General features: G+C 63.1%; 18 protein-coding genes and 1 pseudogene. 13 read left to right on the top strand and 6 right to left on the bottom strand.

Annotated features, from left to right (window positions below):
- Positions 1-5 precede the first annotated feature (5 nt).
- From Pan216_RS04025 to Pan216_RS04000, 6 genes are read left to right on the top strand one after another with little or no spacing between them, the layout of a single operon-like run.
- Positions 6-1,148 carry a hypothetical protein gene (locus tag Pan216_RS04025; RefSeq protein ID WP_145255144.1) on the top strand — a complete coding sequence of 381 codons (1,143 nt, stop codon included), beginning with the start codon at positions 6-8 and terminating at the stop codon, positions 1,146-1,148.
- On the top strand, positions 1,145-1,711 hold the full coding sequence (locus Pan216_RS04020) for a class I SAM-dependent methyltransferase (protein WP_145255141.1): 567 nt from the start codon (positions 1,145-1,147) through the stop codon (positions 1,709-1,711). The genes Pan216_RS04025 and Pan216_RS04020 overlap by 4 nt, the downstream gene beginning before the upstream one ends.
- The gene (locus Pan216_RS04015) at positions 1,693-2,328 is read left to right on the top strand and encodes a glycosyltransferase domain-containing protein (RefSeq protein WP_145255137.1); all 636 of its coding nucleotides are present in this window, start codon (positions 1,693-1,695) and stop codon (positions 2,326-2,328) included. The genes Pan216_RS04020 and Pan216_RS04015 overlap by 19 nt, the downstream gene beginning before the upstream one ends.
- Positions 2,286-3,068 (top strand): glycosyltransferase, encoded by a 783-nt coding sequence (locus tag Pan216_RS04010; protein ID WP_145255135.1) that lies wholly within the window; start codon positions 2,286-2,288, stop codon positions 3,066-3,068. Before Pan216_RS04015 ends, Pan216_RS04010 begins: the two co-directional genes overlap by 43 nt.
- Positions 3,065-3,793, top strand: coding sequence for a glycosyltransferase family 2 protein (locus Pan216_RS04005; protein WP_419193237.1), 729 nt, complete (start codon positions 3,065-3,067; stop codon positions 3,791-3,793). Before Pan216_RS04010 ends, Pan216_RS04005 begins: the two co-directional genes overlap by 4 nt.
- Complete coding sequence (locus Pan216_RS04000) at positions 3,790-4,782, top strand: glycosyltransferase family 2 protein (protein ID WP_419193236.1); 993 nt, start codon at positions 3,790-3,792, stop codon at positions 4,780-4,782. The genes Pan216_RS04005 and Pan216_RS04000 overlap by 4 nt, the downstream gene beginning before the upstream one ends.
- A 66-nt stretch (positions 4,783-4,848) precedes the next feature.
- On the opposite strand, the pseudogene Pan216_RS03995 reads toward Pan216_RS04000, so the two are convergent.
- Positions 4,849-5,061 (bottom strand): annotated as a pseudogene (locus tag Pan216_RS03995) (thermonuclease family protein); the annotation flags it as partial.
- Between the two features lie 299 nt (positions 5,062-5,360).
- Between Pan216_RS03995 and Pan216_RS03990 the strand changes: the two are divergent.
- The 5 genes from Pan216_RS03990 to Pan216_RS03970 all read left to right on the top strand — a co-directional run bounded on the left by Pan216_RS03990 (position 5,361) and on the right by Pan216_RS03970 (position 10,310).
- A complete protein-coding gene (locus tag Pan216_RS03990; protein WP_145255123.1) occupies positions 5,361-5,597 on the top strand; it encodes a hypothetical protein in 237 nt (78 codons plus the stop codon).
- Between the two features lie 724 nt (positions 5,598-6,321).
- On the top strand, positions 6,322-6,666 hold the full coding sequence (uraH, locus tag Pan216_RS03985; RefSeq protein WP_145263610.1) for a hydroxyisourate hydrolase: 345 nt from the start codon (positions 6,322-6,324) through the stop codon (positions 6,664-6,666).
- Between the two features lie 461 nt (positions 6,667-7,127).
- Positions 7,128-8,465: a sulfatase family protein gene (locus tag Pan216_RS03980; protein WP_145255120.1), complete on the top strand. Its 1,338-nt coding sequence runs from the start codon at positions 7,128-7,130 to the stop codon at positions 8,463-8,465.
- 290 nt (positions 8,466-8,755) lie between these two features.
- Positions 8,756-9,802 carry a DUF1559 domain-containing protein gene (locus Pan216_RS03975; RefSeq protein ID WP_145255118.1) on the top strand — a complete coding sequence of 349 codons (1,047 nt, stop codon included), beginning with the start codon at positions 8,756-8,758 and terminating at the stop codon, positions 9,800-9,802.
- Between the two features lie 52 nt (positions 9,803-9,854).
- Positions 9,855-10,310: a carboxypeptidase regulatory-like domain-containing protein gene (locus tag Pan216_RS03970; RefSeq protein WP_145255115.1), complete on the top strand. Its 456-nt coding sequence runs from the start codon at positions 9,855-9,857 to the stop codon at positions 10,308-10,310.
- A gap of 63 nt (positions 10,311-10,373) precedes the next feature.
- On the opposite strand, the gene Pan216_RS28035 is transcribed toward Pan216_RS03970, so the two are convergent.
- The 3 genes from Pan216_RS28035 to Pan216_RS03960 all read right to left on the bottom strand — a co-directional run bounded on the left by Pan216_RS28035 (position 10,374) and on the right by Pan216_RS03960 (position 11,150).
- The gene (locus tag Pan216_RS28035) at positions 10,374-10,517 is read right to left on the bottom strand and encodes a hypothetical protein (RefSeq protein WP_419193235.1); all 144 of its coding nucleotides are present in this window, start codon (positions 10,515-10,517) and stop codon (positions 10,374-10,376) included.
- A gap of 66 nt (positions 10,518-10,583) precedes the next feature.
- On the bottom strand, positions 10,584-10,790 hold the full coding sequence (locus Pan216_RS03965; protein WP_145255113.1) for a hypothetical protein: 207 nt from the start codon (positions 10,788-10,790) through the stop codon (positions 10,584-10,586).
- A gap of 36 nt (positions 10,791-10,826) precedes the next feature.
- Positions 10,827-11,150, bottom strand: a complete 324-nt coding sequence (locus tag Pan216_RS03960; RefSeq protein WP_145255109.1) for a hypothetical protein — start codon at positions 11,148-11,150, stop codon at positions 10,827-10,829.
- Positions 11,151-13,274: 2,124 nt separating this feature from the next.
- Between Pan216_RS03960 and rsgA the strand changes: the two genes are divergently transcribed.
- The gene (gene rsgA / locus Pan216_RS03955) at positions 13,275-14,327 is read left to right on the top strand and encodes a ribosome small subunit-dependent GTPase A (RefSeq protein WP_419193234.1); all 1,053 of its coding nucleotides are present in this window, start codon (positions 13,275-13,277) and stop codon (positions 14,325-14,327) included.
- Positions 14,328-14,376: 49 nt separating this feature from the next.
- Here the strand turns inward: rsgA and Pan216_RS03950 are convergent, their stop codons facing one another.
- On the bottom strand, positions 14,377-17,724 hold the full coding sequence (locus Pan216_RS03950) for a hypothetical protein (protein ID WP_145255106.1): 3,348 nt from the start codon (positions 17,722-17,724) through the stop codon (positions 14,377-14,379).
- Between the two features lie 269 nt (positions 17,725-17,993).
- On the bottom strand, positions 17,994-19,325 hold the full coding sequence (locus Pan216_RS03945) for a hypothetical protein (RefSeq protein WP_145255103.1): 1,332 nt from the start codon (positions 19,323-19,325) through the stop codon (positions 17,994-17,996).
- A 378-nt stretch (positions 19,326-19,703) separates the two neighbouring features.
- On the opposite strand from Pan216_RS03945, the gene Pan216_RS03940 reads away from it, so the two are divergent.
- A complete protein-coding gene (locus tag Pan216_RS03940) occupies positions 19,704-20,084 on the top strand; it encodes a hypothetical protein (protein WP_145255100.1) in 381 nt (126 codons plus the stop codon).
- The last annotated feature ends 707 nt before the right edge of the window (positions 20,085-20,791 follow it).

The raw sequence follows: 20,791 nt of genomic DNA, 5'->3' as shown, positions 1-20,791 counted from the left end.
CCTCGGTGCCCTGCGAATGCCCCGAACAATCAGGCCCGCATCTCTGCGAACGGCACGGCTTCGTCAAGTCCGAGCACCTTCGGAACCTCTGCAAGCGAGCCGACTACTTCGGCCTCTGGGAGCGGCAGGCGGGCAAGTGCCGGCATCACGGCGAAGAGATCGCCACGCGATGGCAAGACGGGGCCGAAGTCGCGGTCCATGCCTGCCATCACCCCGAGCGATGCGAAACCACGAAGCACGAGTGCGGGCACTGCGAGGACTTCGTCTCGATCGACGGATTGACGCCGAAGCCCATCCTTGCCGAGCCCGTTGAATCGGCCCCCGGTAGCTCTCGGCTGACGCGTCTCGTTCCCCCGCCGGCAATGCTCCATCGGCGGCACAAGTCCTGGGAATGGGCGATCGCGGTCACGACGACGCCACGACGAACGCCGACGCTTGCGAGATGCCTCGAGTCCCTGGAGCGAGCGGGCTGGTCCGATCCCTACATCTTCTCGGACCGCATCGACCGCACGGGCGAGGAGCGATCCTTCACCCCGGCGGACCTCAAGAGCTTGCCTGACTGGTCGGAGGTTCCCGCGAAGCACGAAGCCCGCACGATCCGACGCGTCGCGAAAACCTGGGGATGGTCGAACACCTACCTCGCCCTCCAAGAGCTCCTTCACCGCCACCCGCAGGCCCAACTCTTCATGTTGGTCCAGGATGATGCCCTCTTCGGCTCCCGCGCGGGCAACATCCGCCAGTACCTCGAGGATCACGTCCTCTGGCCGGACCGGCAGTGCGGAGCCCTCAGCCTCTTTTGCTCTTCGGGGTACTCGGGGCCCTCTCACGCCAAAGGAGAGCCGGGCTGGCATTCGTTCGGAGAACGCAAGTGGGTCTGGTGTGCCCTTTGCTTCGTCTGGTCGCGGGAACGTTTGATGTCGTTCCTTGCCAGCGACGTGGCGATGCAGTGGCGCATCAAGGGCGGAGAGTCGAGCCGCCGGAAGGTCGACGTCACGATCGGCAAGTGGGCCCAAGCGGCGAAGACTCCCATCTGGTACCCGTATCCGTCCCTGGTCGAGCACATCGGGGAAACGACGACGATGTGGTCTCGTGGCGCGGGGCTTGGTGGCCGACGGGTTTCGAAGCAGTTCGTGGGGAATATGGCATGAGCTTCGAAGAATGGCTCGTCATGCTCGGCAAGCGGTTCGGGACCGACAAGTTCGGCGGCCCGAGCCACCACTACGAACACGCCTACAGGTTTGTGGAGCAGATCCAATTTCAGCCGATCACCCTGCTCGAGATCGGCGTCCTTGGCGGCGCGTCCCTCAAGCTGTGGCGGGAGATTCTTCCGAACGCCAAGATCGTTGGTGTCGACAAGAATGAGAAGTGCCGATCGCTGGAGTGGGGACGCGTCAGCATCGAAACCGGAGACCAGTCCGACGAAGCGTTCCTTTCCGAGATCGTCCGCAAGCACGGCCCCTTCGACATCGTCATTGACGACGGCTCGCACGTGGCCGCTCATCAGCTCGCGTCGATGAGAGGCCTCTGGCCGCACGCGAAACGCTTCTACGTCATCGAAGACCTGCAACATCCACCCGCCGCCGAGACCGCCCGCCAAATGGGCAACGAGGTCCGCCGGCTTCTCAAGGCCCGATTGCCCGACGATATCGCGGCCATCCACTGCTATCCCTCGATCGTCGTGTTGGAGAAAGCATGCGCGTCGCCGTTCTGACCGCCATCTATGGAGATCGCGACATCCTGCGGGAGCCCCGTTTCCGAACGCCGGGCTGGGATTACATCTGCTTCAGCGACAAGAGCCACCTGAGCAAGTCGTGGGATGTCCGCGTGACACCGCCCCACGCGAGCGACCCCTGTCTGGCCGCCAAAATCTTCAAGGTTCTGCCCCATCGGTTCGTCGAGGCCGATGTCACCATCTGGGTCGACGGCAACCAAGAGATCATGTCCGACCTCTACCCGCTGGCACGCTTCATGAGTGGTGGCATCGGGGTTTGGCGGCATCCGAAGCGACACTGCCTCTACGCGGAAGCCGCGGTCTGCGTCCAAGCTCGAAAGGACAGCCGCGACCGCATCTGTCATCACATCCGCCGCTACCGCGAGGAAGGCTTTCCCGAGGGCTACGGGCTCTGGGGCTGCGGCCACATGGTCTTCCGGCACGGCGACATAACGAAAGACTTCTGTGAACGCTGGTGGCGGGAGATCATCGGCGGCACGCGTCGCGACCAGGTTAGCTTCCCCTACGTCGTTCGCCACTCCGGCATCAAGCTGCACGAGTTCCAAGGAACCCCGTGGAACTACCTGAAGCTCCACCCGCACGCGAAGGGGAAGTGATGCGCGTTCACCTCGTCGCTCCGCGCGACGGCTGGGTACTCGACAAGATCGCCAGTTCCTTCGAGTTCCCGGGCGGAACGCGGGCGCGGACGCCCGACCCGAAAGCCGACATCAATTTCTACATCAACTACGCGCTGCTCAAGCGGCCAAGCGGATCCCTCGACGTCGGGCTCTTCACCCACAAACACCCCGGCCCGGCGGCGGAGACCTGGGATACGTGCGCGGCGATGTCCCATCACTGCGTCGCCATGTGTCGGAAGTCGGCCGACGAGCTTCCGGCAGACAAGACGTCGATTTGCCTGTTGCCCCCCTTCGGGCGATTCCTCGGGCGTTCACTCAAGCTCGGATTCGTGGGAAGAGAGTACAAGAGTTCCCCACGCAAGCGGTTCGAGTGGATCAACACAATAGCTGATATCCCCGGCGTCACGTGCGATTGGGCGAACGGCGGCACGCCCGATCACGACCTTCCCGAGTTCTACCGATCGCTCGACTACCTCGTGATCACGGCCGAACGCGAAGGTGGGCCGATGCCGCTGGTCGAAGCCCTGGCGATGGGGACGCCGGTCATCGCCCCCGACGTCGGCTTCGCGTGGGACTATCCAGTCATCCGCTACGAAGGGCTCCCCGAGCTGAAGCGAATCGTTCGCAACCTGGTCTTCCCCTTCGATGCGTGGGAACGGACGTCGGAACGGCTCGGGATGCTCTTCGAAACGCTGCTGGAACGGAAGGCGAACGCGTGAAGACGACCATCATTATTCCGCACTGGAACCAAGCCGATCTGCTGGGCAGGTGTCTCGAGCTTCTCGAGCAAAGGACGCCCCACTTCTGCGCGAGCGTCTTGGTCATCGACAACGGCTCCACGGACCACACGCCCGAGGTTCTTCGGCGGCATCCCCTGGTCAGGTCGAGACGACTCGACAGTAATCGAGGGTTCGCCGTCGCCTGCAATATCGGGGCGTCCATGGCGGAGACCCCCTACATCTGCTTCCTCAATAACGACACCGAAGCGAAGCTCGGCTGGCTCCATCCTCTCGAAGCGACCCTCGACGCCGAGCCCGACGTGGCCGCCGTCGGCCCGAAGCTCCTTTACCCCAACGGCAAGATTCAATCGGGAGGCGTTCGCATCTACCGCAATGCAAAGGGGAGCGTCACCACCGCGGCGGAGATGTTTCGGGGCGAACCGGGCGATCATCCCGCCGCGAACACCCGTCGCGACTCCGCGATCACCGGAGCGTGCCTGCTGGTCCGTCGCTCGGTCTTTTGGGACGTGGCCGGATTCGACGAGCGGTTCCGCAACGGCCTCGAGGATGTCGACCTCAACCTGAAGCTTCACCAAGCGGGCCACCGAACGGTCTACGAGCCCGCGTCGGCCGTGATCCATCATTGTGGGGCGAGCGGAAGGGAACGTCACCGCTACCACCGCCAGAACAAGCAACTGTTGCGCGAGAAATGGAGAGCCGCGTGAGTATCGGCGTCATCATCCCGACCAAGTGCACGAAGGAAACGTGGCCCTACGCGCTGCGGGCGATCAGTTCCGCCTTGGAGTTCACGCCGGGCGCAACGGCGATCGTGGTCGACGACGCGTCGGAGGAATGGCCCGAAGACATGCCGGACGTTTTGCGGTCCCTCGCGGCCGAGCGTCCCATCGTGGTCCAGCGATACCGCGAAGGAGGAGGGCTGTCGCGATCATGGAACGCGGGGCTGCGGCTCTGTCGCTCCCTGGGGCTCGAGTACGCCGTTCCCGCCAACGCGGACGTCGTCTTCACGCCGGGATGGTGGAAGCCCGTCGCGGAAGCTCTCGAGCAAAAGGCATTCGTCGGTCCGATGACCAACGCACCGGGGCACTGCAAAGCCCAGCAGATCGCCAAGTCGCTCGAGGGCTACACGATGGACGATCGCGAGGACGTGCTCGCCGAACAAGCGGAAGGCTTGCGGCGCAAGTTCAAGGAGTCGATCCGCAACACCGATCGGCTCAACGGCTTCCTGTGGGCCGGGAAGACCTCCACCTTCTGGGAGATGGCGCTCGGCGGGGGCAACGTCTACAACCCGAAGATCCCGCTCGCGGGGAACGAGGACGATCTTCGCAAGCGGGCCATCAAGGCGGGCAAGACGCTCGGCATCGCGCTCGGCTCGTTCATCTTCCACTACCGCAGCGTGATGCGACCCTCGAGCCCCCGGCTTTCCCATGGCCAGTACCGCAACGAGAAGCTTCCGACGATCGACGCCATTCGCAAGGGGCTGAACGAAGCGCCCCAGCCGGCCGAACGCTCCGAACTCGCCGCGCCCGTCGAGAGCAAGGCGAAACGGACCGCTCAGTGCGTTCATCTCGGCAAGGTCGTCGACCGCAACAGCAAGGGCTGCCACCGTTGTTGGACGCGAGAATGTGACTTGCTGAAGAAACACGTCCAGATGCGAACCGAGTGCGAGACCTGCGGGAGCTACGAGGCGGTGTGAGTTAGTTGGCGTCTAGTGGCAGTCGTGGCCGGGCATCCTGGACACTGCGCCATTTCAGGCTGTCACTCATCGTCCTCTCCGTTGCTCCCATGGCGGAATAGGCCTTCCGTCGGCCCACAGTCCCCGTCTCGCGGCCTTGGCGCTCTCCTGGAGCCGTGCGAGAGCCTGGTCCGCCGGGGCGTACTTCTCATACCACCACACCAGCCCCTCGGCGACAAGCTCGTGATTGAGGGAACAGGCCTCGTTCTCGACAACGACAACGCCCACAAGTCGCCCGTATCGATCCTTGTCGGAGAGCTATCCTACTGGTGGCAGTACACTTGGGGATACGCAGTGAGCGCACTCTTTGGTTATGCCCTTAGTTTTGCCTTCCGTGGCTCACGCTGACCCAACGACACCCGTCCTGATCATCCCCTAACCCCAAACCTCACCACCAGCCATCGTCATCAAGTGTCGAAACTATCGTCAACGTTCTTCGCGTATGGTCGCCAATGGGCTCGGCTGCTCGGTCATGCTACGCTGATGTTTGGGAGAAGGACAACCGCGAGACCGGAAGGGATGGAAAAGGAACGACTCCGATGAGCGACGAGGAAAACGATCTGCCTGCCCCGGGCGAGAAGTGGGAACGGGTTGTCTTCGTGAAACCGCTGCGTCCCGATGGATTCGGCTTCAGCGTCCCGGCCCGCTTCGTGTCGATTGTGGGATGCGCGGAGACGACCGACCATGGGCGCAAGGTCATCTACGAAGAGGAAGGCGGCCACCGCGACGCCGTCGACTTGGGCGAATTTCTCGCGGAGTTTCGGCGGGCCGAGTGACCGTCGTGCGATCGAGCGGCCCCAGAGGAACCAGACCGTCCGACACCAACGCGGCGAGTACCAACGTGGCCGAACACCTGTCTCCCGTGGACGTGGCTTCACTGCCACTGAGGCGGCACCGACGATTCGCCGATCCGTCGTTACGAAAAACGACTCTTGCCGCCAACGGTCTTCACCATCGCGGCGTACTATTGATCAGTGACAGAATGACCACATCGCACGAAGGAGTCAGCGAGCCGACGATGAGGGTATAACACAACAACGGGGACATGGTACTCGCCATTCGTGGCGCGGAGTTACCCCCGACGATCGACCCGCCCCTCACTTCGGCTCGCTCCTTGAAGTTGACTCGTCCTGTCCGTCGGAGACGCATGCCGCCTCGTTGGTTCGCCAACGACTCCTCTTCGAGCCCTCCCCATCTCCCCCATGATCTTCCCCAACGATACACCCTTCGGCGTCGTCTCCGGCGTCTTCCACCAGATTCCCGTTGCCCGTGCCAACGACCAAAGGAGCCGGCGAAACGTGATGTCCGCCCCCAAGAGGAGGAATCGGTAACCACCTCGGTTCGACCCGGGCGAGGATCTTCCCATAGAACGGCTTGGCTGTCGCAGCTTCCTACTCAAGAGAACGAACCATGATGCGAACACTCGCCTTGGCGGCCATGCTCCTACTCGGGATCGCGGGAATCACCATCGCCCTGGGAGCCGAGCCGCCCTCTTCCAAGATCGGTGGCATCTCGACCCACATCCTCGACACCGGCCGAGGCCGCCCCGCGTCCGGCGTCCCCGTCGTGCTCCAGGTGCGTGACTCTTCGGGCAAGTGGCGACGACTCGGCGAGCAGACCACCGACGCCGACGGCCGCGTCAAGCGTCTCCTGCCCAAGGGCCACACCTTCCCGAAGGGTGTCTACCGCCTGACCTTCGACACGTCGGCGTACTACCGCAAGCTCGGCCAAGAGACCTTCTACCCGGAGGTCACCATCATCTTCGCCGTCCGAGACGAATCGGAACACTTTCACGTCCCCCTCCTTCTCAGTCCCTTCGGATACTCGACCTATCGCGGAAGCTAATGCACGGTCATCCGTCCAACGTCAGGGCGCCGGTGACGTAGCTCGTTCTCGCTGGCTGACAAGCAGCCAGCGGCACCCGAACATCAGGTCTTGACGGGGCACTCGTGTCCTGATGCGCAAGTACGTTCATGAAATCTCGGCCCTGTGATCGTGCGGGAGATTGCCCCAATCACCGGCGTTTCCCGCATGCCCACGGCGAGCGTGGGCACGGCACCCAAGAGTCCTTTAGTCAATGAACTAACCAATCAGGACACTAGCCGTCCGTCGATTTGAGCGGGCCAAGGCGAGAACAACCGTAGGCGCATCCGTCGATTCGTCGAATTTGTACCACGCCGAGATCGGCCAGAAAGGCCGTTCGTCGCCGGCAGCGAATAGATCAACGGACTGCTAGATTTTCGTCGGCCGGTCGAGTAGGTTCGGGGTCAGTGATTCTCTGGGACTCGGGGGGTTGGGAAGAAACGATGATGACATTCGCTTCGATCGCACTGGTCGTCGCCAGCACCATGCCGATGGCGGAGCCGGCACCACAAGCAGCAAGCAAGCCCAATTTCCTCTTCATCCTCGCCGATGATGTCGGCCAGGAGGTCCTGGGCTGCTACGGCGGCCAGTCCTACCCGACGCCGCATATCGACCGACTCGCTCAGACCGGGATGCAGTTCGATCACTGTTACAGCATGCCGGTCTGTCATCCCTCGCGGCTTGCGCTGATGAGCGGCAAGTATCCCTTTCGTCATGGACAAGTGACCTGGGGCGACTACCCGAAAGAGGGCGAGGGGAAGACGTTCGCGAACCTCCTCGCGGGCGCCGGCTACGCCACCGCGGTGGCGGGCAAGTGGCAGCTCACTCTCCTCGGCGACCACCCGGACCATCCCGCTCGGCTCGGCTTTCAGCAATGGGACCTCTTCGGTTGGCACGAGGGGCCGCGTTTCTACGAACCGATGATCTACCGGAAGGAGGGCGTGCGTCCCGATACACTCGGTCACTATGGCCCCGACCTCTACGTTCGCAGCCTGATCGAGTTCATGAAGGCCCACCGCGACCAGCCCTTCCTCGCCTACTACCCGATGGCGCTCTGTCATGAAGTGACCGACGACTTGGAAGAGCCCGTGCCGCACAGTCCCTTCGGACGCTACGACAGCTATGCCGAGATGGTCGCGGAGATGGATCGCAACGTCGGACGACTCGTCGCGGCGCTCGAGGCCCTGAAGCTAAGGGAGAAGACGCTCGTTCTCTTCGTCGGCGACAACGGCACGCCGCAAACGCTGATCGTGCGTGCCGAGGGGAAGGAACTGATCAAGGAGCCGGTCTATTCGCGCTGGCACGGGCAAGTGCTGCAAGGGGGGAAGGGGAAGCTGACCGACGGGGGGACCCGGGTGCCGCTGATCGCGAACTGGCCGGGGACCGTTCCCGAGGGAGTCCAGTCGCAAGCACTCGTCGACTTTACCGACTTCATGCCGACGCTGCTCGAACTCGCCGGGGTTCCTGTCTCGAGCGATCGCTCGCTTGATGGGGTTAGCTTCGCGCCGGTTCTACTTGGGGAGTCCGATGGCGTCCGACGTTTCGCCTACGGCGAGGAGGCCGTCCTTCCCAAACCGGGCGGGGTGGAGCCGGAACGGACGAGCTTGGGTCTTCATTGGGTGAGGACGACCGACTGGAAGCTCTACAACGACGGGCGGCTCTACGACATGCGCCAAGACCCCTTCGAGCAGCGACCGATCGGGCGAGACCAAGAGACCAAGGCCCAGCATCAGATCCGAACCCAACTCGCGAAGAGGCAGCAGCAACTTCGCCCGGAGTGACCCGCCGCCCGATCTTGAGCCAACCCGTCACGTTCGATTCCCGTGCGATTGAAACCTCCAACAACGAGTGCTAGAGAGATCGACCGAGGGCATTGTTGAAAGTGTGAAGAACCGTTCGCCCTCTTCTCGACAGGCCGTCGGAACCAGCAAACGCCGACATTCTTAGTCCTCTAAAAAAACGGTGGCGACGGGTAGCGAAATCGTTTAGCCTTCGACCGGGGACTAGTTATTAGACAACACATCCGTTGCCCAGCACATCCGTTGCTGATCACCTTGGGGGAGGTGTCCGTATGATTCGCGCGCGCGTTCGTGGATTCACTCTTGTCGAGCTACTTGTCGTGATCGCCATCATCGGCGTCTTGGTGGGTCTCTTACTTCCCGCCGTCCAACAGGCACGCGAAGCGGCTCGTCGTTCGCAGTGCAGCAACAACTTCAAACAGTTTGGCATCGCGCTACACAACTATCACGAGAGCCATCTCTGCTTTCCACCCGGCGGCGCGCATTCGGACGCGACGAACAATAGGCCACGACGCTACAGCGCTCATGTCCATCTCTTGCCCTACAGCGACCAAGCCCAACTCTACGACCGCATCGCCGAAGGTGGATTCACGGGAGATCCCTGGGGAACGGGGACGATCGGGGCCACGGTCCAGGTCGAGGGACTCGTCTGCCCGTCCGATCCGCTCTCTCGTTCGGCGGCGTTCGGCGAAACCAACTACATGTTCTCTCGTGGCGACTCGCTCCAGGACAACAACCACTGGGCCGGCAACAGCGCCCGCGGCATGCGGGGGATGTTTCCGCAGATGGGCGACAGCATCACCGACACCACCCACGGTCGTTGCCAACGCGTTCGCGACGTCACCGACGGCTTGACCAAGACCATCGCGATGTCCGAGCGCATCAAGGCCAAGGCCGGCTCGAACCTCGTCAGCGACGGCGGCTGTGCCTCGGACTTCGGGAGCGGCTTTCGCACCAACCCCTCGCTCCTGTTGGCGGAGGTGTCGGGCAACGCTTACACCGGGACGGTGCTGCGAACCACCGGCTTGCGTTGGATGGACGGCACCATCACCTTCACGGGATTCACGACGATCATGGGCCCCAACACGCCCTGTGCCCACAACGGCGGCGGCGACCAAGGTGATGGGGTCTTCGATCCCTCGAGTCTTCATCCCGGCGGCGTCAACTGCCTGATGGGTGACGGCTCGGTTCGTTTCATCGGCGATGCCATCGACACCGGCGACAATACGGTGGGAGCGGTCACCGCCGGCGCGAGCCCCTACGGAGTTTGGGGAGCGATCGGCTCGATCAACGGGGGCGAGTTGGTCGAAACTCCCTGATCGACTCGAGGCGCGGCGTGGATTGTGGAATCCATCGGATAGGAACGATTTCGTGAAGCACCTTCTGTTCGCGGGCGTGATGGGCGTCCTGGTCTGTCTGCTCAACGGTTGTGGAGGCGGGCAAGACCCCAATCGCGTCCCGGTCTTTCCGGTCGAGGGGCAGGTGAATTACAGAGGGGCGCCACTCGATGGCGCGGTCGTCACCTTCTCTCCGAAGCAAGGACAGCCGACCGCGCTGGGCAAGACCGACGCCGAGGGCCACTTCAAACTCAAGACATACGGCAAGGAGGACGGAGCGGCCAAGGGCGACTATGTCGTCATGGTCACGAAGCTTGACATTCAAGAGAGCGAGGAGATCCCCATCGACGATCCTCGCTACGGCGTCCCCCAACCCGACAAGGAGGACAAGTCGCTCATTCCCGAAGTCTATGCCACGAAGAAGTCACCGCTCGCCGCCACCGTGTCCGACGAGAGCGAGAATCGGTTCAACTTCGACCTCACCCAGTGACGGTGAGGAGAGTCCCGGAAGACGATGGGCCGGAAAGGGGCCCGTTGGTCTATTCGCAGTCGGCTACGAGACGGCCGGCTTCTGAAGATTGAGGTTGTACGTGAGCCAATTGCCGAAATACTCCTTTGGCTCGAACCCCGCGAGGGCCGCCAGTTGGGTCACGACCTGTTGGCGCTGGTAGTGCGGGTCGAAGACGGTTTCGGTCACCGAGAGAACCTCGCCGGGCTACTAGTCTCCAACCAAGCGTACTCTTTGGAGGAACTTGCGCAACTGTCAACCCGCTCCGCTGATCGGAAGCGGGAGCGGTTGGTGTGGCATGCGGGACGTAACAGCGTCGAGGGCGTAGCGGAAGAAGTGCAGGCCATTCTTCTGGCAGGTGCGAACGATTGATTTGGCGAAGGCGTCGGCGCTCCACGCGGCGCGGTTGACGCCACCGTCGGAGCGCGCGGCGGCGACGCTGCGGATGTCGCGTTCGGCCAAGTTGTTCTCGGCGGGAACGTCGAGGAAGGTCAGTAGCTACTCTTGGTGACGGCGCGGCCGATCGTAGATTCGTTGGCAATCGGGGTCGCTCGAGGAACGCCACCAACGCAGGTGGCCCAGGGCGGCGGCACGACTCAGCCGGATGCCGAAGAGATCCTCCAGCAGCGTGGTGGTCTTGTCCAGCGAGATCCCGAGCATCTCCCGGCTGTAGACGCTCAAGAGCCGAACCCGCGGACCGACGGTGGAACCGGGGACGTCAAGGTCGGGACGGCCGTGGACCTGACGACGGCATGTATGGCAGCGGTAGTGATGACGCCGGTAGCAATGAGTCTCGGGTTTCGATTCGGGGATGTCGGTCACGGATTCTTCGTCGCACGTGCCGATCGCTTCAAGTTCGCCGCCGCAAAGGGGGCAGGAGTCGAGTTCGACTTCGTGAACGATGGCGTTCGGTCAGCTCACGGTTGCGAGCCATCCACTCGGCAACGAGCTTTTCCAGCGTTTCGATTCGTCGGCGCAGTTCCTCGCGGTCGTCCATCATGCCCAAGGGCTGCCACGTTTCCCCAAAACGCGCCAACCCGTGCTTAACAGCTACGAAGGAACGGGCGGAAGAGCGAGATGACGGTGAAGGTACAACCCAAAGTGCCCGGGAACTCGTGTGTACAAGCTGATCGATGCGTTGATGAGACGAGACTCCATCGAACTCGAAGAGTGAATGCCGAGTCCTTCTCGGATACCGTAACAGCCCTCTCTCTCGTCCATAGCCGCTTACGGCAAGCCACGCTCGTCAGGAACTCGGCGATTCTGACTCTGGTTCTGGTAACTGTTGGCGTCATCAGAGACTTCTCGCGGCTGCGCCGCACCGGTAGCGGAGCAACCGGGGGTAGCCAGGAGCGGCCCTTTCCGGCTAGCCCAGGTTGATTCAACCTGGGCCGACGAAGTCGGTAGGAAGTCTCGGGAGAAAGGATCGACCAGCGGAGGATGCCGCCCTGGCTGGTGACCTTTTTCCCACGACGATGGTCGGTCTCCGTCGCTTGCCGGGCGGTGAGGTGTGCGGTCCTACTCTTGGAGGCTTCTCACGGCTGCGCCGCACCGGTAGCGGAGCAACCGGGGGTAGCCAGGAGCGGCCCTTTCCGGCTAGCCCAGGTTGATTCAACCTGGGCCGACGAAGTCGGTAGGAAGTCTCGGGAAAAGGGATCGACCAGCGGAGAATGCCGCCCTGGCTGGTGACCTTTTTCCCACGACGATGGTCGGTCTCCGTCGCTTGCCGGGCGGTGAGGTGTGCGGTCCTACACTTGGAGACTTCTCGCGGCTGCGCCGCCCCGGTAGCGGAGCAACCGGGGATAGCCAGGAGCGGCCCTTTCCGGCTAGCCCAGGTTGATTCAACCTGGGCCGACGAAGTCGATAGGAAGTCTCGGGAGAAGGGATCGACCAGCGGAGGATGCCGCCCTGGCTGGTGACCTTTTCCCCACGACGATGGTCAGTCTCCGTCGCTTGCCGAGCGGTGAGGTGTGCGGTCCTACGCTTGGAGACTTCTTGCGGCTGCGCCGCCCCGGTAGCGGAGCAACCGGAGGTAGCCAGGAGCGGTTCTTCCGGCTAGCCCAGGTTGATTCAACCTGGGCCGACGAAGTCGGTAGGAAGTCTCGGGAGAAGGGATCGACCAGCGGAGGATGCCGCCCTGGCTGGTGACCTTTTCCCCACGACGATGGTCAGTCTCCGTCGCTTGCCGAGCGGTGAGGTGTGCGGTCCTACGCTTGGAGACTTCTTGCGGCTGCGCCGCCCCGGTAGCGGAGCAACCGGGGGTAGCCAGGAGCGGCCCTTTCCGGCTAGCCCAGGTTGCTTCAACCTGGGCCGACGAAGTCGGTAGGAAGTCTCGGGAGAAGGGATCGACCAGCGGAGGATGCCGCCCTGGCTGGTGACCTTTTCCCCACGACGATGGTCAGTCTCCGTCGCTTGCCGGGCGGTGAGGTGTGCGGTCCTACACTTGGAGACTTCTCGCGGCTGCGCCGCCCCGGTAGCGGAGCAACCGGGGGTAGCCAGGAGCGGCCCTTTCCGGCTAGCCCAGGTTGCTTCAACCTGGGCCGACGAAGTCGGTAGGAAGTCTCGGGAGAAAGGATCGACCAGCGGAGAATGCCGCCCTGGCTGGTGACCTTTTTCCCACGACGATGGTCGGTCTCCGTCGCTTGCCGGGCGGCGAGGTGTGCGGTCCTACACTTGGAGACTTCTCGCGGCTGCGCCGCACCGGTAGCGGAGCAACCGGGGGTAGCCGTAGAGAGGAGAGAAACGAGCAAGCGCCCCCTCACCCGGTTGGCGGGGCCAACTTCCCTCTCCCACGGGGAGGGGTGGGTTCGGATGAAGGGTGCGGAAGGTTCTCGTAGGCGACCGCTTGTGAAATCGTGGTGAACCTCCGAACGCTGCGATGTGTCTGGGGGAAGGGGTGTGCCGTGTGGCCCTTCTCGTGGACCGGGTCGATGGTGAGAACCTATCGTGAGTGATGACATCACCGAACGCCAACTCGCGGAGTTGGGGTGGCGCGAGGAGTTCTTTACGCAACTGACGTCCGACGAGTGGGGACGGTCGGTCGTGGCCCGCGTGGTCGCCGAGCATCGTGCCCATCTCGAGGTCGTGACCGCGGCCGGGACGGAGCGGCTGTCGCGGCCTCTTTGGACGAGGGACGATCCCACGACGGTTGGCGATTGGGTCCTCATCGACCGAGAGACACGGCTCCTGCAACGCTTCCTCACGCGGCGGAGTCTGTTTCAGCGAAAGGCTCCGGGGACCGCTCGCGACGCGCAGCTCATCGCCGCCAACGTCGACACGCTCTTTATCGTCACCTCCTGCAATCATGACTTCAACGTCGCCCGGATCGAGCGCTATCTCGTCCTCGCCGCGGAGGCGAACGTGACCCCCGTGCTCGTCGTGACCAAGGTCGACGAGGCGGAGGATCCGCAAGCGTTTCGGACGGCGGCCGAAGCAATTCGGGCCGAGTTGCCGGTGTGCATGCTCAACGCCCTCGAGGCGCGTGAGGCCGACCGGCTTGGCCGCTGGTGCGGCTTCGGCGAGACGGTGGCTCTGGTTGGTTCCTCCGGCGTGGGGAAGTCGACCATCGTCAACTCGCTGCTCGATCGTTCGATTCAGCGGACCTCGGGGATTCGGGAAGACGACAGCAAGGGGCGACACACGACCAGTGCGCGCTCGATGAATCGGCTGGCGATGGGAGGGTGGCTTATCGACACGCCGGGGATGCGCGAGATTCAGCTCTTCGACGCGGCCGAAGGGGTCGCGAAGGTCTTTGTCGAGATTGCCGATCTCGCGCGCGAGTGCAAGTTCAGCGATTGCTCGCACCGCTCGGAGCCGGGATGCGCGGTGCGCCGCGCGATCGAGGAGGGGCTCATCGACGAGGGGCGTCTTGAGCGCTACATGAAGCTCGAACGGGAACAGACCTACAACAGCGAGACTCTCGCGGAGCGGCGATCGCGCGAGAAGCGGTTTCAGAAGCGGGTCAACGTGGCCGTGCGATCGAAGCGAATCAAGCGTTAGTGTCCTCATCGGGTAGTTTCGCAAGGGGTGACCACGGATCCCGCCCGGCTTACTGCGCGCCGCGTGTGACCTTGATCGGGACTTCGATGGCGGCGGTGGCTTGACCGTTGACGAGAGCACGGAGATGAACGCGGGCCTCGCGCGCGGTGGCGGACATGGGAGCGTCGAGTCGAATGGTCAGGCGGCCGTTGCCCGAGGAGGTGACGGCACTCTTCCAACGGGGCGGGGCACTGACGCGGAGTGACTCGGGACGAAGGTTCTCGCCGGCCAGGCTGATGGTGGTCGATCCGCCGGGCGCGATCGGAGCGGGGGGCTCGTCGAGGGCGAGAGCGGGGGCGCCGAGTTCGCTGGCGAGGGGAGTCTCCTTGTCGTCGTAGAGGAGCATGATGGGATCGTCGCCGAGTGTCATGGTGATGGCACCGTCGCCGCTGTGTAGTTCCCGCTCGGTGCCGTCGATTGCGAGAAGCCGAACGGTCTGGTCGGCGGGAAGCGGGATCGAGACCTCCTTGCGATCGCGGTCGAGCCAAAGGATCTGAAGCGCCTTCCCCTTGTCGTCGCGGAAGAGATAGGCCTGCGCCCTATTGGGATAGTGCATCTCCTCGGCGAACTTCTTCACGCAGATCGCGTTTAAGAGGTGGTAGTGCGTAATCGCGTCGAGGCGGGGATTGTAGAGGTTGTACTTGCAGTCGAACATGCAGTGGGCGTCGCCGAATTGCCCCCGCGCCTTCCCCTTGGGGTCGGGATACTGGATCGTGAACCAGGCGACCATGTCGCCGCCCTCGGCGAAGAAGACGGTCAACTTCTTGATCATCTCGCGGGCGACGTCGAGGCGGGCCTGCCCCTGACTGTTGAGGCCGAGTTCGGTCGAGTTGATCGGCTTGACCGCGTCGTAGTCTTCCATCAGCTCGCGGTAGCGCCGCATCGACTTGCGGACGTTGGTGTAATGCTCGTAGATGTGGAAGTCGTACGAGTCGAGGAAGTGCTGGTAGCCCGCTTTGAAGTACTCCTCGTTCGGCTCGACCGAGGTGCCGATGACGTGGATCTCGGGATCGAAGGCTTTGACGGTCTCGTAGATCGCCCGGTACGCGCGGACGTTGTCGAGGACCTTTTGGCCGGTCCCGTGCGGTTCGTTGCCCATCGCGATCCTCGCGAGCCCCTTGTCGGCGAACGCTTCCAAGAAGTTTCGCATCCCCTCGCGTAGCGATTCCTCGCTGTATTTCGTGAAGCCGTGACGCTCGATCTGGGCGGCGGGCGTGCCGGTGATCCACTTGTCGCCGAGCTTCTGGCAGGTGTCAATGCCTGGGCAGTGCGGCTTATAGGGCGGCTTGGATGACCAGCCTCCCCAGACGCCGAGCATGCGAAGGCCAAGCCGGTCGGCGAGGTGGAAGTAGGCCGGGACGCGGCTGTCCCAGTTGCGAATGGTGAAGGGGACTTTCTCGGCGGGGTAGTTCTTCGCGATCGCCGGGGGGAGGATGGCGAGGCCCGAAAACTCTTTCGCGGTCGCGGCGGTCGACTGAGGGATCTCGACGAAGAGTTGGTAGAACTTGCCGACGGCTAGCTCGTCCTTCGGCAGCGTGATCTCGGTTCGATACCGATAGGTTCCCTTGTTGGGCGGCTGCTCGACGAGCATCGCGTCGCCCGGCGGCAGTTGCTCGGCATTCCAGTAGTCGCGCACGGAGTAGTAGAGCGTCCGGTCGGAAGGGGCGAGTGGCTTTGTCGCCTCGATCGTGACTTGGAAGACGACGGGCTCCTCCGGGAGGAAGAGGTTGCCGATCGCGGGGCTTGAGATCAGGACTCGGGCGATGCGTTGTTCGATGGGCTGCACGCCGAGTCGCGCGGCCGCGAGATCATCGACTTGGTAGGTGCCATAGGTCTTCTGAAGGTCGATGCGTAGCCGAGCCGTGGCGATACCGCGTGGGATGGTGACGGTCTGGTCGATGGTGGTCCAGTCGTGGCGACCGTGTCCGATGGCGATGGGCATCGTTTCGATGACTTTGCCGCTGGGGCCGAGGAGTTCGAGCAGGACGCGGCCGCGGTAGGAGTTGTCGGGCGAGTGGAGCGTTGGCTTCTGCCGATAGCGGATCCGCCACGTGCCTGGTGCGACGGCGAACGGTTTGCTGGTCGCGGCGGTCTCCGCTTGGAGATGGTCGAGCGTCCGCGCGAGCGTGAGCGTTCCATCGGCGAGGAGCACGTCCCCCGTCGTCCGCCAGCCGTCGTGAAGAGCTTTGGCCGAGTCGAACGACTCGGTGAAGGACGCGGCAGTGGTGGTTGCCTCAACGACGACGTCGCCGCGAATGTCGGCGAGGAGTAGTTCGGGCTTGTTGTCCTTATGCGAACGCGTGTTGAGCATGAGTTCGACAAGGCGGGGGCTGCCGTGCCACTTGCCGTCGTTGGCGCCACCCCAATGTTCGCCGCCGGCGACCTCTTCGGGACGAATGATGAGATCGTGCCACTGGCCATCGGGCGTGAAGGCGATGCCCTTTCGTTGATGGGTCTGACCGCTGCCGTCGACCATGCGAAGGGCGAACTGCTTGGTCGTATCGCTTCGCAATTTCATGCGGATCGCGTCGATCGACTTCACGTCGAGGTTTTCGAAACGCTTGCGAATGCCGACATAGGCACCGCCGCCGGTGAAGTCGCCGTGGAGTCGCAGGGCGTGGTGGCCTGACACGGTCTGGTCCTTGGTGACTTCGAGGCCGCCCTTGGCACCGGGGTACTCGTGGCCGGGGTTGAAGGCCCAGCCTGGTTGGCCGTGCGCGAGTTCCTCGTCCAGGGGGATGGTCTTGGTGATGCTCGTCTTGGGGCGTGCGGGCCGGAGTTGGACATCGCTCAACCGGATCGTCGATGCGTCCCCCATGCCGCGAGTGCAGAGGACGACGAAGTACTTGCCCGGTTGGTGCCACTTGCCGTCGTTGGCGCCGCCCCACTTCTGGTACTGGCTGGTGATGTCGAGAGCGTCGGCGGTTCCCTGGTGGCGAAAGTACCGGTCGACGGGGAGGACGATTCGCTGCCAGCCGCCGCGATCGTTGATCTTGAGCTTCAGTTGGTGGCACTGCCCCGAGCCGTCGCCGAGGCGTACGGGAACCGCGGTGACGCCCGGTGGTGTCTCGATCCAGAAGGAGAGGGTGTCGAGAGGCAGTTCGGGGAGCTTGGTCGCGGCTTGGACGTAGCCGCCGCCCTTGCGGAAGTCCGCCTTGAGTTCGAGGACGGGTTGCTCGCGGTGTTGTTTCTTGGAGAGCTCCAGCCCGCCACGTGCCCCAGGGAACTCCTTGCCGTTGTCGAAGGTCCAGCCGCCGTGCTCCTTGCCAGCATCGATGAGGGAGACCTCTTCACCCCGTTGTGCCGTCGGTGGCGGTGCGGCGAGGAGAGAAAGCGTCAGCAGTGCGCGGATCATCATCGGCTCCGGCTCTTGGTGTTCGGCGATCGGTCGGTCGAGGGGAGTCTCCAACTGCTAGAACGCCGCGCGGGGTGATGTGTGACATCGTGGGGGAGTTGACGCCCGCCGTCTAAGAAGGGCTGTGGACTCGGGAGCTTTGCCGAAAAAAGTGACTTGATGGGACCAGGAACGCGCTTGGCGCACCCTGGGAATGGAAGGTCGCCGCGCGCAAAAAAAGCTGGGGCTTGTCGCCCCAGCCTACGGCTTGCGGATTGTTCGAAACGTGTTGGCTAACGCTTGGGGTTCTCGTCTGCTTGGGCGGTGCGGCTGGGGAACTCGAGCGTGCTGACCAGCGAGAGATCCTGCGTGCCGAGCTGCTCGTCGTGGTCGGGGTCGAGCAGGAAGCTGAAGATCACCTGCTGTCCGGCGTTGCCGGTGGCGAGGTAGTGCTTCTGAACGAGCTTCGATCCGCCGGCGTGTCCGTGAGCGGTCAGGAGATTCACCTTGTAGCTGCCGTCGGTCGGGACGTTTTCGTTGTAGCCGATCACTTCCTCGACGGTCCAACCCTTGTCCTGCATGATCAGCGACTGAAACTCGTCCATCGACATCACCGTCCCCGCGGCCCGCTTGGGCAGGAAGGTGACGTTGAGCTGGACGAGGAAGTCTTCGCCGTCGAACTGGCGGAGGATCGCTTGATCGGGTCGCAGCGCGGTGATGTGCCAGTCGTGGCCGTAGTGGAAGCGAACGTCGTGGGCGGGATCCTCGAAGAGGACCAGACGCGAGACGGGCGTTTCCTTGAGCGGCGTTTGCTTGACGATCTCATCGGTGAGGACAGTCTTCTCGGGACGGTCGCGTTTGACCGTGACGGTAGCGTTGTACTGGCCCGAGGGGCTAACCGGACCGACGGCGCGGGCGTCCTTCTGCTTCCACTCGACCTCGGTGATGAGATCCTTCTTGCGGTCGAAGACGAGCTTCATGTCGATCTCGGACTCGACGCGGGTGCCGAGGGAGATGCCGACGACCTTGCCCTTGCCGATGATGGTTGCCTTGGCGTCGTCGATCGACTCGAGCTCGCAGGAGACGTCACCGGACGCGAAATGGTCGAAGCCGGCAAGCGTTTGGATGACGGAGACCTCGGGTTTCCAGGGTTCGCCCTTGGCGACGGTCGTCGTCGGCAGGAGACCCGCGAGGGCCGTCGTGTCGAGAGCGTCCTTGATGAGCTCCATCTCGTCACCGGTGACCGGGCCGGCGACGGGCCAAAGGATCATCTTGTTGTCGTCCCGCTTGCCGACAATGAGACGGCCGTCGGGTCGGAGTTGGCGCGGGTTGTGGTCGGTGGCGATGACGAATTTGGCCCGAGCGTCCTCGTAGAAGCGGAGGACCTTGCTGGGCAGGCCGTCGTCACCCACCTCGATCACGCGCTCGGGGTAGACGAGCCGAGCGCGGCCGGCCATCGGCAGGATCATGTCGCTCGACTGGATTTGGCCCTTGATGGTCAACTCGACGGTCGTGGTGGTTTGTTGTCCGGGCTGGACCGTTTCACGCAGTTCGTAAACCTTGCCGCTGTCGGCGCCCAAGGTGGCTAGGGTCAAGCAAAGAAGACTCGTGGTGGTGCTAGTCAACGTCTATCCTCCGTCCGGTTCCGTCTTGTCGCGTACCATCCGTCGCGAGGGGCGTGGGACCGGTGAACTCTCGACGGGGGATGCCCCCCGTCATCCCGGCAAGTGAGGTTGGTAACTTTCGCCCCGGATCGTGTCAACGCCAGCATCGGTCTCGTCGCGGGCCGTCTCTCTCTGGACAGATTGGGGTTCCCTCGTTTCGCGGATTCCCGTATGGGGCTGCCGAATCCAATTGTCTTTTCATCTCCGCGAGGACAACGCCTTCGGTCGAGGAGCGAACGAGCCTGGCATTTGCCGTGGCTCCTGTCGGCTCGACTGAGTCGCGGCTTCTCGTGGAGGAACAACGTTCGCGGCACGATACCTGTCAGGGAGGAGAGCGCCATGCGCGCTGTCGGGGGATTTCTTCTGATCGGGGCGGTCGCCCTCGGGGCTGGCTGCTCGGCCATGCCCAAGGCCTTGGAAAGCTTGGTCATCAAGGGGGAGCATTTTCGGTTTCCCACGTCGGCCCAAGAGCAGTCGGACAAATCGATGGAGCGTTCCGTCGAAGTGGTCAAAGGGATCATGAAGCAACGGGACATCAGCATCGGGATCACGGAGATTGGCGAGAACAAGGCCCAGATTCGTGGCTCGAAGGAAGGGTTGCAGTACGTCTTCGACGTCGAGCGCAATGGGGAAGGGAGCGTGGTGAAGCTCGAAATCGACGAGTGCGGCAACGACTCGATTGCGTGGGGCATCATGCGGGACTACATGGCGTATCCCTGAGTGTGCCACGTTTGGAGAATACGGTCCCGAAGGGCTTGATCCGAAAGTGGGGTTGAGCCCTTTCGCCTCAGGCGGTAAGAGAGACCGCTTGAAAACATGGCCCAATGCGCGAACGCGAGGGGCCGTTCCGTCAAGGACCGACGGATGGCGGGTTCAGACACACGTCTGCTGAACTCCGCTCGAGCGGCTTACCGCTCGTTCACCCTATCCGTCTTTCCCGAGCCTGCGATGGCTCGTCAATCCTTTCTAACTCACGACGTCCGCTCCGCATGCCCACGCGAGCGTGGCACCCAGAGTTGCTGTCATGGCACCCGGGAGGGTGGGTTTGGCGACTGGAAGGCTGTTGCCGAGCGGGTGATGGCTCGATTTCTCGTCCAATCTCAACCCAAGCGATGTCGTTGCTGGCCGCGAAAAGCGGGGCCGCTTGACGTCCGTCGTCGGGTGCGATTGTGGACTTTCCGCGAAAACCGAACCCGGTCGGCGACAATTCCGTCTATGATTTCCGGTTGGGGGAAGAGCAAGCCCGACGGGAAGCACCGTTCGAAAGAGAAGCCGAAAGGGGCTTCGTTGGTGCATATTCCCAGATGGCCCATCTTAGAAGATGGATTGCCTTTGGCAAGATCGGCGGCCTGGGAAACCTGGTTGCGTGTTGCAAGTTCCTCACGATTGAGTTATGATCGTAGTAGACCCCAAATGGTGGTGGCTCG

It is taken from the genome of Kolteria novifilia (assembly GCA_007748055.1).
GTDB classification, from domain to species: Bacteria; Planctomycetota; Planctomycetia; order Kolteriales; family Kolteriaceae; genus Kolteria; species Kolteria novifilia.
This window is presented reverse-complemented; position numbering and strand designations above follow the sequence as displayed.

Excerpts from the sequence above, each read along its gene's own strand:
- Pan216_RS04020 (WP_145255141.1), top strand. The coding sequence starts at position 1,145 with ATGAGCTTCGAAGAATGGCTCGTCATGCTCGGCAAGCGGTTCGGGACC.
- Pan216_RS04015 (WP_145255137.1), top strand. The coding sequence starts at position 1,693 with ATGCGCGTCGCCGTTCTGACCGCCATCTATGGAGATCGCGACATCCTG.
- Pan216_RS03990 (WP_145255123.1), top strand. The coding sequence starts at position 5,361 with ATGAGCGACGAGGAAAACGATCTGCCTGCCCCGGGCGAGAAGTGGGAA.
- Pan216_RS03980 (WP_145255120.1), top strand. The coding sequence starts at position 7,128 with ATGATGACATTCGCTTCGATCGCACTGGTCGTCGCCAGCACCATGCCG.
- Pan216_RS03975 (WP_145255118.1), top strand. The coding sequence starts at position 8,756 with ATGATTCGCGCGCGCGTTCGTGGATTCACTCTTGTCGAGCTACTTGTC.
- Pan216_RS03950 (WP_145255106.1), bottom strand. The coding sequence starts at position 17,724 with ATGATGATCCGCGCACTGCTGACGCTTTCTCTCCTCGCCGCACCGCCA.
- Pan216_RS03940 (WP_145255100.1), top strand. The coding sequence starts at position 19,704 with ATGCGCGCTGTCGGGGGATTTCTTCTGATCGGGGCGGTCGCCCTCGGG.